This is a genomic window from Shewanella sp. 10N.286.52.E4, from assembly GCF_041468785.1.
Taxonomy (GTDB): Bacteria; Pseudomonadota; Gammaproteobacteria; order Enterobacterales; family Shewanellaceae; genus Shewanella; species Shewanella electrodiphila.
Genome location: NZ_JBFRJJ010000003.1, coordinates 16,497 through 31,956, shown reverse-complemented (window position 1 = coordinate 31,956; position 15,460 = coordinate 16,497). Strand labels below are relative to the sequence as shown.

The following is a 15,460-nucleotide window of genomic DNA, read 5'->3' as shown; positions in this document are numbered from 1 at the left end:
TTTTCTTTTAGGTAAAACCATCGATTACATGACGACTTTATCTTCTAATGCTTTATTTAAACCAGCGTAGTTACTGATAATCATCTTGCCACGGACTAATTCAATAAGCTCTCGCTGAGAAAACTTATTCAACACTTCATTGACTCTAGGTCGGCTGACATTAGCAATTTCACTTAATTGCTGCTGAGTAATTTTAATTTCAATTCTAGGTAAATCCGTATTCTTTTTACTGCGAGCGAGTTCAAGTAAGAAAAATGCTATGCGCTCTTCTATGCCATAAAAAGATAAATGCATGCCTTGAACAAGCTTAGGGGTATTCGTGCGCATGATGCTATATAACAGTTTATAAATTTCACTGTTAGTTTTTGCTAGTTCATTTAAATCCTTTTTAGGGAAAAATAAACTTCTAATAGGTTCAAGCTCACAAGTGTATAAATTGATTTTAGGGAAAATCTCAATCGCCACAGCGCCAACCCACATTTGTTTGCCAAATATGAAACTGGCCAATGGGCGATTATCTAAACTTGTGGTCGCAAATGTTCCCAGCCCCTGTGCACAATAAAATAAGCCACGCTGATGATCACCGTCTAAAAGAGTGGCGTATTTTTCAATGCCCTCAAGCTCAATAGCAAGATCTAAAATCTCAGCTTTGGTTTGCTCGCTTAGTTCACAAGGCCAACTGATTTGGTGGGCTAATATTGATGTCATTGGGTTTCCAAACATTTGCTATAACAAGTTATGCCGACATAACTTGTTTAAAACTATTCAACATCGAACGATCCGTTCGGGCTTTTTTTAACTTTCTAATACTTTCTTTCAGTGATTGCTCAGCTAAACGACCAAATACACCGTCATATTCTTTTTCATCAATCGCTTCGTCAGAATCTGCATCGTCAGCAATCTCTTGAGCTACTCGGCTTAACTGCATCCACGCATTCGCAATATAAAAACCATGGAACTCAGCTTGTGGCATCAATTTTTGCGCACTTGCCGGCATGGCTTGCCAACTTTTATTAAACAAGCCAGCATTATCTTCAATTAACTCTTTAAACAAGCCTTCGTAAGCTTCAAGTAATGTCTCTGGTAATTTATCCATTGGCAGTACTTTATTGGCTACATTAAAAGACACCTGCTTTGCTGTTGCTTTATATTCTTCTGTCACATGACTCATTGTATATTTCTCTCTTAATTAATAGTGCCGCTGAAATTCAAATGCTACTGAGATGTTTGCTATAAATGTATATCCTGCAAAGGCGGCATACCTTAATGGCTTCAACTCATTCAGTAAAGCGCCATTATATATCCAAAGAAGTACAATTAAGTAATATACGGAATTGGCTGTTAAATTGACTTTATAACGGTTTGATTAACCTTTATCTAAGTCCATTGTGCATAGACTACATTCTTACGAACGTGTTCTCAGAAAGGTTGGATTAAATGTCTTTCATTGCTAAATGACATATCAACAAGTAAACATGAAATAAGAGACTATCAAAGTGAGTACACACCTGACTAGTCGTTCTCATTTCATTCAGCTGATTTTAACCTTTGCATCAATAAGCATTGTTACTTTGATAACATTAAGACCCTAATTTGGCTTAATTTATCGATCATTTAGATACAAATAACCCATTGAGTGGCTTTAATTGTACAAACCAAATTATATGTCATAATAATGCTAGGCATAGAAACCTATATGAGAACTATTCGATTAAAACCCTGCTGCACTTTGTATTAGCTATATCCTTGTGTTTTGCAATTAACACTGTTTCAGCTAATGCCAATGACATTAACAATCAGCAAAGAATTGATCATTTATTTGATATATTCGATGAGGGTGAAGAAGGTGATCTTGAAAAACTAGCTGGTTATATAATTGAGCTTGAAACCCTAATTCCTCAAGAAGATCTCAAGCAACAAGAAAAGCTCATTCCATTGCATTGCTGGTACCACCCATCAGAAACCTCTGAAGAATTTCAACAAGCGATAAAGCATGCAGAAGACTTGATGCTGCGTCATCAAAAAAGCTACCCGTCAACGCTGCATACAGAACTATTACTTTGCCGTGCATCTCACTACCAATACTCAGGCAATCCAAAACAAGCCAAACTTGATTACGACGCAGCAATACAAGAAGCCTATCAAATTGAAAACCTGCGCTTAATCGCCGATGGTAGGAGTTTACGAGGTGCTATGTTGTCTTATGAAGGTGATTACACAGGGGCTTTGGAAGATTTAATCCCTGCGCAGTCAATGTATGAGCAACTCAAGTTAAACTATTGGGCCAGGGTAAACTTAAGTGAAATCGCCAATAGTTACCGCCGCTTTGGCGATCCACAAATGGCACTTTCCTATCAGGAGAAACTTGAAAAAGCCTATTTAGATAACAATCAGCTAATGGATGCTATCGACATCAATACTCAGATTGCTTATTCCTACGAAGAACTTGGGAAAAACGAACTTGCGCTAGCACGATTTGAAAAAAGTTATCATTACTGGAATAAACAAGACAAACCTATCCTCACTGCGGGTGCTGGCGTTGATATTGCGGGAGTTCAATTAAAACTAGGTCAAGTTGATGCCGCTATTGAAACCTTAGATAATGCCGAAAAAATCATCACTAAAGAAATCGATGGGTTATTCAGTTTTATGAAACTCTTTAGAGCACAAGCTGCATTACTCAAACATCAACCCGAGCAAGCATTAAGTTTTGCACAAGAGGCTGAAACCGCATTTGATGTCAGTAATAATGAACGTGGCTTAAGCCAAGTTTATACTCTACGAAATAAAATCTACCTGGTTTTAGAAGACTATCAGTCAGCCCATGAAGCCTTGTCAGATTATTTGCAACTGCATCTTAAACTTGATCAGAAAAGCTTAAGTAATCGCAATAGCGAAATGCGAGCACGCTTTAACACCGGTAAAATAGAATCAGAGAATCAAACTTTACAAGCATTGCAGCGAGTTAAAGAACAAGAATTAAAAGTATTGGAAAAAAATAAAGAATTACAGCAAGTGATTATCTTTCTTGTAGCAATAATTTTAATCATTATGACTTTTTATGCCGCTAAGCAAGTTAAAAGAAAACAATTATTTAAAAGTCTCGCATTAACTGACGAGCTCACACAATTAGCTAATCGTCGTCAAACATATAACTTAGCAAAAGACTATATAGAACAAGCACGTAAAGATAACACTCACTTTTCGTTAATCTCATTTGACGCTGATCATTTCAAGAAAGTAAACGATAGCTTAGGTCATGATATTGGTGATAAAGTATTGGTATTAATGGCAGAAGTATCACGAAAATTAATGCGTAAATCTGATACGGTCGGCCGCGTGGGTGGTGAAGAGTTTTTGGTTCTATTACCTGGTGCTAATGAACAACAGGCTAAAGAAATAGCCGAGAGATTAGTCAATAAAATTGCTGATGCCAATTGGCATGCTATATCGCCAGAGCTTAACCAAACAATCAGTGCTGGTGTCAGCCAGTTTAACAATGAGAACAAATTGGAAGCATTATTATTGCGAGTTGATAATGCACTTTACCAAGCAAAGTCAGCAGGTAGAAACTGCGTTAAGACGGTATAAATCACCTTGCAGAAACTTATTCGTTGTCGCAAAAATACACACTACCTCATCGGTTTAGTTTTATTTATTTTAATGTTTGTCGGCCAATTACCATTTAAAGCCGATGCAAATACTTTAGAAAATGAAGCAGCTGATGAATTGTTTAGTCAGTTTGAAAGTGATCAACTGACGAGCTCATTATATATTGATGAAAAACTACTAGAACTTAAAGCCTTGATTGCTGAGGATGACCACCAAAGATGGCAGCAGTATAAAACACTAACCTGCCCGCATATTCCTTCCGGCGAGCCAGATCAGCTACAAGATTTTGTAAATGAAACTGATGACTTAGCATCAAGAAGCTTTTCGGTCCCCTCTACACCTGTGTTATTAAATTTGTGCCGCGCAAGAGCTTTTATGTATTTAGGCGATTTGCAGCAAGCAGCTCAAATTAATCAAGATGTGTTAACTCAAGTACAAACACTACAAGATGCAAAATTAACTGCTGATGCGTACTTCTCTATTGGTCAGTTAAGCTTATTCAAAGGGCAATTTATAGGTGCAATTGACAATTTGTCATTGTCTTTTGAGCTATATCAGCAACTTGGGTATTGGAACACAGCCAATATTAATATTATCTCTCTAGCAAGTTCATATCGACGCTTAGGCGATAACAAAAAAGCCCTCTATTACTACAATATTGTTGAAGAGCATTTCACCAAAAATGATAAACCTAACTTACTGGCTATCGTCGAGCAGTCATTAGCTTACATCAAGCTAGATAACGGCGATTATCAAGAGTCTCTTGATTACTTTGAAAAAATATATGCAGCGGCCAATACTGCTAATAATCCCTTATACGCAGCAGAAATGGCGGTAGATATGTCAGCTCCGCTCATTAAACTAGATCGTTTAGATGAAGCTGAGCGTTGGCTAAATCAAGCACAGCCTTTAATTACGCCAATTAATTACTCTCACTTCGGCTATATGCATGCCTATTACCTCGAATTACGGTTACACCAAGGACGATACCTGGAAGCAATCGAGCATTTTAATCAAGCAAAGAACAGTTTTGACAAATATAACAATAAGAAAGGGTTAACAATTATCTATCCCATCATTGCTGAGTTATTTGCCGAAAAAGGCGACTTTAAATCAGCAAACCATTGGCACCATGAATTTCTTACTGTTCACAATCAAATGGATGAAGCCGCTTGGGCGACGTTTAACTCAGAAATGCGTATCCGCTTTGACTCACACCAACTTGAAAAACAACAAAAACAATTGATTGAATTTCAAACCCTAAAAGCCACTCAGCTTGAAGCCTTAACAAAGAAACAGCAGCTGCAATATGCCGCTATAGCCTTAACCTTTATTTTGCTGGTGATATTAGCGTTCTTCTTTATAAAATTAATTAGAAAGTCTATACAATATAAACAGTTAGCATTAACCGATCCGTTAACCGAGGTGCCAAATCGACTTTATGCTTATAAAGTGACTAAGCATTTATTTCGAAAACAGCAGGCATTTTCGATTCTACTGATCGATGTCGACCACTTTAAAGCGGTTAATGATAATTATGGTCATGATGTCGGTGATATATCATTGCAGTTAATCGCCCACACTATCAGTGAAGTTTGCCGTAAAGAAGACACCTTGGCCCGAATAGGAGGTGAAGAATTCCTCCTACTTATGCCTAATGCGCAAGCTGAAGATGCGATAAGTTTGGCTAGAAGAGTAACCAATCAAGTTAAGTTAATTGATACTGATTCATTGTCTATGAGCGAATGTTTTACTGTCAGTATCGGCATTGCAACAACAAGCAATGAAACAAGTATTTCCCCATTACTTAAAAAAGCAGATATTGCACTTTATCAAGCCAAAAATGCAGGCCGAGATGGCTATGTGAATTATCAAAGTCCAGTTAATTTTCAGCGAGAGGACGGCCAATGATGCACTTTCTGATGCTTCGGATTTGTAGCCTACGCCAAATGGTATGTCTTATCACGTTTGTACTCTTTTTCAACGTGACCTTGCCCGTATCTGCAACAGAACAAAAAGGGGCTAACGAAGCGACTCAAGCATTCGATAACCCTGAGTTTGAACAGATATTTATATTAATCGATAATGGCGATATCAATGATGCTAGTTACCCTAACCTCATTGACGAAATGGCGCAGCTTATTGATGATGGCGATATTGCTCGTACTTACCGCTTACTGCCCAAACAATGCTTAGCGTATAATTTTTTAGAAGAACAACAAAACCTAAATGCGCAAAAATTCTTAACCGATGTTTATCAGCGTTACTCTGAGATGCCAGCCGACATCAGAATCAACCTCAAACTTTGTGAGGCGACCTTACTTCGCTATCGAGGAGAAATTACTGATGCCAACCAGATGGTGCAACAAGCCCTTATTGATGCACAGCAAATAAATGATCAGCGCCTGACAGCAGATGCTTACTCCATCTTAGGTCAAATCGCCTCCTACACAGGTGATTTCGCAGTTGCCCTTAAGAATTTACTCCAAGCTTATGAGGGTTATCAAAAGCTCAAGCTAGTGACTTTAGAACGTTTAACTTTACTTGATCTTGCGATTACTTACCGCCGCTTAGGCGAAACAGAAACCGCTCTCAAATATTATTCCCAGCTCGAACAAGCCTTTAGCGATAGCGATCAAATAGCTCTAGTTATGCTAGTCAAAAATGACATGGCGTATGCTTTTGAAGATATTGATGAATTTCAAAAAGCCGCTGATTACTATTTAGCTATTTATAATTATTACCAAGAAACTCAAAGCGACCCAACATTTGTCGCCCGTGTTGCTGTGGATATGTCCTCAGCGCTCATCCAACTTGAACAGTATCAACAAGCACTAGACTATTTATATAAATACGAAGCCATCATTAGCCCATCGGTTGATACCCATTATAGCTTTTTACATCTATATAAAGCCCAAGCAAAACATGGCTTAAAGTTAACAAAGGAAGCACTGCCTCACCTTGAAAAATCCACTGTCGGCTTTAATAAAAACCACAATAAACGTGGCCATGAAATGCTACTTAAACTCAAGGTTGAAATTTTTGAATCTTTGGAACAGTGGCAACAAGCTTATCAAGCGCAACTTGCACTGTATGAAATCCATTTAAAGTTAGATAAAGCCCTTGAAAATCAAGCTAGCACAGAAATGCGGGTTAAATTTGATAGTGAAAAAATAGAAGCTGAAAATGCAGAGTTAGTGGCATATCACGAGTTGAAAGATCAACAATTCATCATTCAACAAGACAATGAAAGGCTGCAAATTTTAACGCTGGCTCTAGGCTTTGCATCCGTATTATTACTCATCATTTTTAGTCTTTATTTTAATAAAAAGTCTCAACAATTAAAGCAACTTGCATTAACCGATTTATTAACCCAATTACCCAATCGATTAAGCTTTTATCGCAATGCACAAAATGCATTTACCCGATTGTCAGAGCGCCAACAACCATTGTCTATTATCTCTATCGATATCGATCACTTTAAGCTCGTTAATGATCAACATGGTCATGACACTGGCGATAAAGTTCTCAAAGCTGTAGCTCAAATTTGCTTAGAAAACTTATCTGTTGTCCATTTGTCTGAACAGCATTCATCTATGACGAGTAAAAGTCATACCGGTAGAAGTCATATCGGTCGTGTCGGTGGTGAAGAGTTTTTAATACTGCTACCCAATACGCGATCTCAAGCTGCAATTAACCTAGCCCAGTCCATTCTAAATGACATACATTCATTTGATTTTAGCCATATTAACGAAAATCTTTCTGTCACGATTAGCGCAGGGGTAGCAACGTTTAAAGATGAAACCACCCTGACAGAGTTAATCAAAAAAGCAGATAAAGCGTTATATCGAGCAAAAAATCAAGGCCGTAATCAGGTAGTTTACTTTCATGATGATGCCTAAGGCGATAGCGAGTATAATAACTCTTAGTCATCATAAACCACTGTTACTCCTGCATGCCAAATTCTAAAACTGATACTCAAATTGAGCATCAACCATCTGTTGAATCGTCAAGATTATTAACGGTTGAATCGAGTCTCAGCCGTGAGATGACTTCGCTAGAATTATCTGAGCTTTCGCTACAAATAAAAAACTGGGCGCAGGAATTAGGCTTTGCTCAATTAGGGATTACGGATACTGACCTTAAAGCTGAAGAACCCAAACTGCAACAATGGCTTGATAATGGTTATCATGGTGAAATGAGTTATATGGCGAATCATGGCATGATGCGTGCCCGCCCCCATGAGCTACATCCAGGCACTATACGTGTGTTAAGTGCCAGAATGGATTACTTACCCCCAGAAGCTGGATTTGCCAGTAACCTATCGAATCCTAACTTAGGTTATATCTCCCGCTACGCTGGCGGCCGTGATTATCATAAGTTAATCCGAAAACAACTCAAAAAACTGGGTGATAGAATTGTTGCCCATTGCCAACAAATCGGCGTGACAGGTATTGATTTTAGACCTTTTGTCGATTCAGCACCTGTGCTTGAAAGGCCACTAGCCGAAAAGGCTGGCTTGGGCTGGACCGGTAAACATTCGTTATTACTAAACCCCGATGCTGGCAGCTGGTTTTTTTTAGGTGAAGTGTTAATCAACTTGCCACTACCGATTGATATCCCAATCAATCAAAGCTGTAAGACTTGTGTAGCCTGCATAAAGTCATGCCCTACCAATGCGATTCTTGACAATAATGTGGTTGATGGTCGGCGATGCATTTCCTATTTAACTATCGAACTACAAGGTGCTATTCCTGAAGAGTTTCGACGCGCTATTGGTAACCGTATTTATGGTTGTGATGATTGCCAGCTCGTGTGTCCTATCAATGCCAAAGCACCGTTAACTCAGCAAGCCGATTTCCACATTCGCAATCAGTTAATTCAGCCAGAATTATTAACCTTATTTGCTTGGTCAGAGAAGCAGTTTTTGTCATTAACCGAAGGCAGCCCTATAAGACGTATCGGCCATAAAAATTGGCTCAGAAATATTGCTGTCGCACTGGGTAATGCACCTTTTAATGATGATATCGTGACCGCACTTAATACACGCAAACAATCTGATGAAGTTGATGACATGGTCAGTGAACATATTGACTGGGCACTCAAACAGCAGTCACAAGCTCATGCCGAGTTAATCAGCCGTAAAACACTGCGAGTGGTTCGAGCTATTGAGAAAGGCTTACCACGAGATGCATAATAAATACGGCCTGTTGTTCAAATAGGTCATGACTTACCACTATGACCACAACACCTTGATCACAACATCTTGAACACAACACCTTCAGTCAAAATAGTTGTGGGATAAATTTTAAGCTCAGCAGTAAATAACCACTGCTGAGCTTTTTCGTTTAGACGACTCAAGTGAATTGATTATTGAACGTATTAACTTTGATCTAAGGTAAAGCCTACCTTGACGGTCACTTGCCAATGGGCAATCAAGCCTTCTTCCAAATGTCCTCTCGTTTCTACTACTTGAAACCAACGCATATGCTTAATAGATTTGTTCGCCGCAGAAATCGCATTCTTAATCGCATCATCCGAGCTAATGGGTGATGATCCTGTCAGTTCAATCAGTTTATAAGTATGGCTCATTATCACTCCGTCAGTATTGTTATGAACATTGACTGAGTATAGATAACCTATAAAAATCTGCGTAACTTCAAGATAATAAATGAACATGACGCATATAGTTAACAATAAACTCTGAAGTGGCTTTGCCTGCCACAGTCCCCTAGTAGATTAAGACTACAACGGTCTCACTTGAGGCTTTAAGCACTAATGGTTAGTCGCTTAATTCAATACGGTCGCTTTACGTAAAATAACTGAACACAAGCTTGTGCTATTACGGCTTATCCTTTTGGTGATAACTCTTCGCTATATGTTTTTTAGGCCTTATTGTTAAAGATTCTTAAGCAATTCCATCTGAATATAGCGCTTTATCACAGATATTTACTTGTTCACTACCATTTTCTTCAAACACTTAAAAAGCCTAAGTTTGTAATTTTCATATCAAAACAACCAATAAATTAACAATTAACCTACATTAATGTAAATTAATTACACAGGCGTCTGGACGTCTAGAAGTTTATTGTGTTACTCTGCCATTAATCAATCGAATAGATTTCACCCGCAAGTTGAACAGAATTCATGTGAGGATAATATGATAGAGCTGAGACACCTTCGTACTCTTATGGCGCTTAAAGAAAGTGGTAGCCTTGCTGGTGCCGCGAAAAAACGTTTCGTCACTCAATCAGCGTTATCACATCAGATTAAAGAATTAGAAACCCGTATTAACTCATCTATTTTTATTCGAAAGAGTAAACCGCTGTCATTCACGCAAGAAGGCGCTAGATTATTAAATCTTGCTGAAGAAATTTTACCTAAAGTCATGGTGACTGAATCAGACCTTAAAAAGGGTTTGGATAGTGAGTCACAATCACTGAAGTTGGGTATTGAATGCCATAGCTGTTTTCGTTGGTTAATGCCGGTAACAGAAGCATTTAAACAACTTGCGCCCGATGGCAGAATTGATCTTTCAAGCCGACATCTTTTCGACTCATTAAATGCATTAGAAATGGGCGAACTCGATATTGTACTCACATCAGATCCTGTCCCTGGTCATGCGCTGGCTTATCAGCACCTATTTGATTTTGAGGTAAAGTTAGTCGTGGCTAATGAAAACCCGCTGGCAAAAGAAGCTTTTATTAAACCAGAGCAATTAGCTAAGCAAACTTTGATTTCATACCCAGTACCATTGCAACGTCTGGATATTTATAAACACTTTTTAGAGCCTGCTGGTGTTGAAGCCGGTGAGCAAAAGCAGTGTGACTTAACCGCAATGTTACTGCAACGTGTCGCTTGCAATGACGGCATCGCTGCCTTACCAAGCTGGTCGATCAATGAAAGCCATGGGCTAAACCTTGCCTCAGTTAAATTAGGCGCTGAAGGGTTAAAGCGACCACTATTTGCGGCTTATCGTCGTAATGCTGCCAATACCACATTAATCCAAAAGTGGTTAACCTTAGTGGCTGCTGAAGGCTTGAAATTACAACGTTTAAGTCAGCAACACTAAAGCTGAGGCTTCCATCATACGAAAGTTAACACATAAAAATGCCACTCATTGAGTGGCATTTTTGTTTGAAGGTTTTATATTCACTCTTACTGAAGGTTATTCAAACTCAGCAAGAGGGTTTATCAATACATTACGCTTAGCAAGCACATGCCTTAACACCATGCCTGCCGAGTTAGGATTATCTGTTTGATTAATATTATGGGCGACCATAAATTCGTTACGTAAGTCATCATCTAAACCTAATGCTTCAAAAGCTTCAATAGACAAACTTTGCTGCTGAGTATCAATTAAGGTTTTGATCACTTGCAATGCAATCGCTTTCTCTGAAGCATCATTCAAAAATGCAAACGCACTTAAGGTAATCACTTGGCCAAAGACACTGAATAGCGCCAATGTTTGCACTTCATCAGCGTCGATATCTATGGGTTGGTCACTTTCTTCAATATCACGTAAATGTTGAACCGCATCAACAGCAATATTCTCTGTTAACGTCCAGTAACCTTTTACCAATTTGCTATAAGGCTCTTTTAGTTCATCTAAACGTTCTTTTAAATAGAATGAGAAAGCATAACGGTAGATATTAACTTGGCCTAAACGGATAAGCGCATCTTTGATACTGCGGTTTTTAGTCGAAATAATACCACCAGCTTGAGCGGTATTACTGCGCCATAATAAATGGGCAGCTAAAGCAGGATCACTTGAAACAATATCAATGAGAATACGAATATCAGCTTCATTAATCAGTGCTTTCTTTAAAGGGATCAAAATACCGCGTCGACCGATCACCTGCTCTTCGTTGCCAATAATGGCTTTGACTTGAGTTAGCACTTGTTGCTCAAGGTAGGTCATATTGTACTGCTTCCCTTTAATCATTTTTATATATCTAGTAGGGAATTTATCCACATAAGCGGCACTAAGGTCAAGTAATTAATCCGTAATCAAACAAAAAGCCGACAAGCAATTTGTCGGCTTTAGGTTTTTAGTCAATTACACTGCTATGCCTAAGCATAACTGTGTATTAATCAAACAAGCTTTAGAAGCGGTATCCTGCAGTCAAACGAATTGAGCGGCCATTACCTGAGTAGTAACCGTTGCCCCAAGCCGAGTAATAACCGGCACTAACATATTCTTCATCTAATAAGTTATCAGCACGTAAACTCGCAGACCAATTATCACGAGTGTAGTTCAGCGCTAAGTTCGCTAATACATAGCTAGATAACTTAGGATCAACGTTACCGTTATCCCCTTCAATGAAACGCTCGCCAGTGTATATACCTTCAACAAATACTTGCCACTCTGCAGCAATATCATAACTTAAGTGCGCACGGCCATTGTGTTTCGCTACCCAAGACAGAGCCTTACCTTCGTTTTCGCCTTCGGTGAATTCAGCATCGATATACTCATACGATGCCCCTAATAACCAATCAGCAGATAATTGAATATCGTAGCTAGTATTAACACCATATCGGCGTGATGCATCAGCATTAACATTAGCACCACCGCCTTGGGGACCATCTGTACGGCCACCGTCGTAGACAATTTCATCTTCTAAATCGAGACGGTACGTATTTAACTTAAATGTTTGGGTTGTGGTGGTCCAATCCCAGCCTGCTTCATAAGAGCGGCCTGTTTGTGGATCAAGCCCAATCGTTGTCACTGGCGTATAAGCTTGTTCATCCACCTTGGCGAAACGGAAATTATCATTGGCACGAATATAAAAACGATTTTCAAGGCTTGGGCGGTAATTTAAACCTAACTCAAATGCATGTGCATCGTTATCAAGCTCAACACCATTTGGGTATAAAGTTTGATCGGTTAAATCATCGGTCACTTCACTGTAACGACCACCCACGACATAAGATAACGTCGTCGTTAACGGCACAGAAGCTTGAGCGTAAATACTCGCAACTTTTTGCTCGTTAGTTCTTTGAGTGTAAGCCAAATCAAAATCTGCCTCACCAACACTTAAATCAATCCCAGCAACAATATCTAAATCGCCTTGTTCAAGCTGATAGTTAGCAGTGGCTTTAGGTGAGAAGCTCAATAAATTGCGTTCAATACGCCCAGCACTGCCCCAAAGGAAGTTAGTGGTTAAAGTATCTGAATAAGTTAAGTCTGCGACCAATGCCCATTCTTTGTTTAACTGGTACTCATAACCACTGCGAAGCGCTGTGGTCATTTCATGAGTGTAATCATCATCAGTGAATGCAGCTGCTTGGCTAGGGTCACTTTCGAATTGCTCAAGCGTTAATGCGCCTGGCGCTTGACGATTATCATCAAAGTAGTTGGCTTCAACAAAAAACTGCTGTTTATCAGATTGGTATTGTAAGCGACCTAAAACAGAGCCGGTTTCGCTTTCATTGTTATCGCGATAGTTGTCACTTTGGTTATAACTCGCCGCTAAGTAATAACGCCATGCGTCATTAATCGCCCCAGAGATATCGCCTTTAGCTTCATAAGTATCAAAGCTACCACCGCTAAGCTCAAAGCCGCCACCTGTGCCGTTAGGCGCTTTAGTGATGATATTGATAACACCACCTACGGCTTGATCACCATAAAGTACACCTGCACTGCCATACAATACTTCTACGCGCTCAACTTGGTTTAACGGTACAGCATTAATACTAGGAGCTGAAATATCGATATTATTCAATCGACGGCCATCAATTAAAATCAGAGTATTACTCGCTGCTTGTGATGCAGTAAAACCACGCATGGCAAACACAGTACCTGAGTTATTGTCAGAAACTTGAATACCCGCTTGACTGCGAAGTAAATCTGTTAAACTCACCGCACCGCTCATTTCGATATCAATTTGATCGATAACATTGACGTTCGCGGCAATATTTAATGGGTTAGCTTCACTGCGACCAATAACCACAATGGTTTCGTCTGGTTTAATCTTGTCAGTCGTTTCAGCATAAGCTGATGTAGCAAGATACATTGAAGCAATAGAGGCAGCTGAAAAGCTTAATACTAAGCTAAGTGCTGTTGCGATTTTTGTTGGATTAGTACCCATTTACCTTTAACTCCTAAAAGGAAAAATGGGGCATAGTTGCCGCAGCATAAAGCATCTTGTGATCCCAATAGCACGCATAAGCGCTATAGCATTCACAATGACGAAAAAAGGCTACATTTCGAGATCTGCCCACCGAAATCTCAAAATCATTTCTTGGGCCGGTCTCCGGACTCAGGTTGATGCCATGTATCATGACAAACGAAGCTGAATTTTTTTAATGTCGCTTTTGCTGGTTAATTATCAGCAAACAAGCTTACGCACTCAGTTCTCACCATTACCGTTGCGGGGGCAGCACTAGATTCTCACTAGTTTCCCGATTATCCCTTAGCTGCTTATCTATTGATAAACGCCGATAGGCACCACAAAAAATTGACTATAAATAACTCTCATTGAGGTTATATAACATTGTTATGTTTGCTTAAATGCAAGTCCATATAACAATTGGCTGCATTATAACTGGTTAACGTTACTTTTTAATATAAAGAATGAAGATCATTCATATTATTCAACGCTTAGTTATAAGGATTGAATAATATGAAGGTGGCGCAATGAGACCTGCGCTAGGGGAATGGCTTAAATAATTAAACAGAGCACGACTTAGAATAGTCTCTATATCGAGTGCTTAACGCTGAAATTTAAGTTGCAGCATTTTAGAAATAAAATCACGATGATTTGAGCCATTAAGTGGTGGGTTAGATTCATTAAATACTTCCCCTCTCATCGATTTATGTAGCAGATACAAATCTTCTGTATCTTTTAATACCGCATAATAGCCAATTTCACCCTGACGAGTTCTCGCAGTCGCACCGCCATACATATTCTTCATATTGGTACATCCGATAATGCCGTGAACGGCTTCTTTGCCACCAATTTGCGTCGTACCAAGCTGTTCATACGTCACACTGCCTTGGCAAGAATCTTTATAGGTATCAGCAAAACGATTAAGAAATTGAGTGCTATCAATATCGGTTGCCAAGCCTTCAAATCCTTGAATACAGAATAAAGCAGACCAATCATTGAGGGATTCACCGGCAGGAACAAACTCAGCTTTATACATATTGCCTTTTTCTGAATTAAAGGCCATTTTCCAACCGACAGGCAGCTCAAATGACACTTTATTAGAAAAGATTGAAAGCTGTTTTTCTTCAGAACCGCCACCAGCATCTGAATTAGCTGTTATGGCGTTAATGTATGGTGGTGGCTCTTTGGCCACTACATTATTTGAAGGGCTCAATAACAACAGCCCCCCAGATATTATTAGGGTAGCGCTAGCTTTCATACCGAAATCATCCTTGGTATTGGTGCTGAAAGGTGAAACGTAGTTAATTCAAACAGAAATACAGCAACTATGTCACCAAAATGTTGTATTACTGTATTATTTTAACTGTTAATCTTCAAGCTCATCCGCTGAATCAGTCAAATCAATTTCACTAGACTCATTAGTTAATGCTTCTGCGGCAATGGCATCAGCAATTGATTTAGCTTTAATTTTCTTTTCAGTTTTACGTTTATTACGCTCAACTTGTGTAGTCATAAAGGCTGTTAGCTCTTTTTGACCCCATGCAACAGCTTCATCTTCTGTTGTAAAGCCATCATGGCTTTTTGACACGATTGTTTTAGTTGCACTCATACGACGAGTGATTTCTGTTTTAAAAGTATCGCCAACTGCTAATACTCTAAAATCGTACTTCTTACTTTTGCTCATTATTCGGTTTTTCCTAGCTGAACTCAGCTTAAATTAAGGTCGCGCAGTTTAC

At 39.1% G+C, this 15,460-nt stretch carries 12 protein-coding genes and 1 riboswitch; of the genes, 5 read left to right on the top strand and 7 right to left on the bottom strand.

Annotated features, from left to right (window positions below; translation table 11 throughout):
• Window positions 1–24: 24 nt before the first annotated feature.
• On the bottom strand, window positions 25–708 hold the full coding sequence (locus AB4153_RS01210; RefSeq protein ID WP_229369450.1) for a Crp/Fnr family transcriptional regulator: 684 nt from the start codon (window positions 706–708) through the stop codon (window positions 25–27).
• Between the two features lie 28 nt (window positions 709–736).
• Window positions 737–1,171, bottom strand: a complete 435-nt coding sequence (locus AB4153_RS01205; protein WP_102528928.1) for a DUF3069 domain-containing protein — start codon at window positions 1,169–1,171, stop codon at window positions 737–739.
• 575 nt (window positions 1,172–1,746) lie between these two features.
• Here AB4153_RS01205 and AB4153_RS01200 point away from each other — a divergent pair.
• The 4 genes from AB4153_RS01200 (at window position 1,747) to queG (ending at window position 8,809) form a co-directional block, all read left to right on the top strand.
• On the top strand, window positions 1,747–3,591 hold the full coding sequence (locus tag AB4153_RS01200) for a GGDEF domain-containing protein (protein ID WP_303513392.1): 1,845 nt from the start codon (window positions 1,747–1,749) through the stop codon (window positions 3,589–3,591).
• Window positions 3,592–3,597: 6 nt separating this feature from the next.
• Window positions 3,598–5,523, top strand: coding sequence for a diguanylate cyclase (locus AB4153_RS01195; RefSeq protein ID WP_371996094.1), 1,926 nt, complete (start codon window positions 3,598–3,600; stop codon window positions 5,521–5,523).
• Window positions 5,520–7,514 (top strand): diguanylate cyclase, encoded by a 1,995-nt coding sequence (locus AB4153_RS01190; protein WP_371996093.1) that lies wholly within the window; start codon window positions 5,520–5,522, stop codon window positions 7,512–7,514. The genes AB4153_RS01195 and AB4153_RS01190 overlap by 4 nt, the downstream gene beginning before the upstream one ends.
• Window positions 7,515–7,660: 146 nt before the next feature.
• Window positions 7,661–8,809 carry a tRNA epoxyqueuosine(34) reductase QueG gene (queG, locus tag AB4153_RS01185; protein WP_371996130.1) on the top strand — a complete coding sequence of 383 codons (1,149 nt, stop codon included), beginning with the start codon at window positions 7,661–7,663 and terminating at the stop codon, window positions 8,807–8,809.
• 185 nt (window positions 8,810–8,994) lie between these two features.
• On the opposite strand, the gene AB4153_RS01180 is transcribed toward queG, so the two are convergent.
• A complete protein-coding gene (locus AB4153_RS01180) occupies window positions 8,995–9,204 on the bottom strand; it encodes a dodecin (protein ID WP_102528932.1) in 210 nt (69 codons plus the stop codon).
• A gap of 568 nt (window positions 9,205–9,772) precedes the next feature.
• Between AB4153_RS01180 and AB4153_RS01175 the strand changes: the two genes are divergently transcribed.
• Window positions 9,773–10,684 carry a LysR family transcriptional regulator gene (locus AB4153_RS01175; RefSeq protein WP_102528933.1) on the top strand — a complete coding sequence of 304 codons (912 nt, stop codon included), beginning with the start codon at window positions 9,773–9,775 and terminating at the stop codon, window positions 10,682–10,684.
• Between the two features lie 96 nt (window positions 10,685–10,780).
• Here the strand turns inward: AB4153_RS01175 and AB4153_RS01170 are convergent, their stop codons facing one another.
• The 4 genes from AB4153_RS01170 to AB4153_RS01155 all read right to left on the bottom strand — a co-directional run bounded on the left by AB4153_RS01170 (window position 10,781) and on the right by AB4153_RS01155 (window position 15,408).
• Entirely contained in the window at window positions 10,781–11,533 is a 753-nt protein-coding gene (locus tag AB4153_RS01170) for an HDOD domain-containing protein (protein ID WP_102528934.1), read from the bottom strand.
• Window positions 11,534–11,717: 184 nt separating this feature from the next.
• Window positions 11,718–13,703: a TonB-dependent receptor gene (locus tag AB4153_RS01165; protein WP_371996092.1), complete on the bottom strand. Its 1,986-nt coding sequence runs from the start codon at window positions 13,701–13,703 to the stop codon at window positions 11,718–11,720.
• A gap of 138 nt (window positions 13,704–13,841) precedes the next feature.
• A riboswitch (cobalamin riboswitch) is annotated at window positions 13,842–14,082 on the bottom strand.
• Window positions 14,083–14,325: 243 nt separating this feature from the next.
• Window positions 14,326–14,982 carry a hypothetical protein gene (locus AB4153_RS01160; RefSeq protein WP_102528936.1) on the bottom strand — a complete coding sequence of 219 codons (657 nt, stop codon included), beginning with the start codon at window positions 14,980–14,982 and terminating at the stop codon, window positions 14,326–14,328.
• A gap of 108 nt (window positions 14,983–15,090) precedes the next feature.
• A complete protein-coding gene (locus AB4153_RS01155; RefSeq protein WP_102528937.1) occupies window positions 15,091–15,408 on the bottom strand; it encodes a DUF3622 domain-containing protein in 318 nt (105 codons plus the stop codon).
• Between the last annotated feature and the right edge of the window lie 52 nt (window positions 15,409–15,460).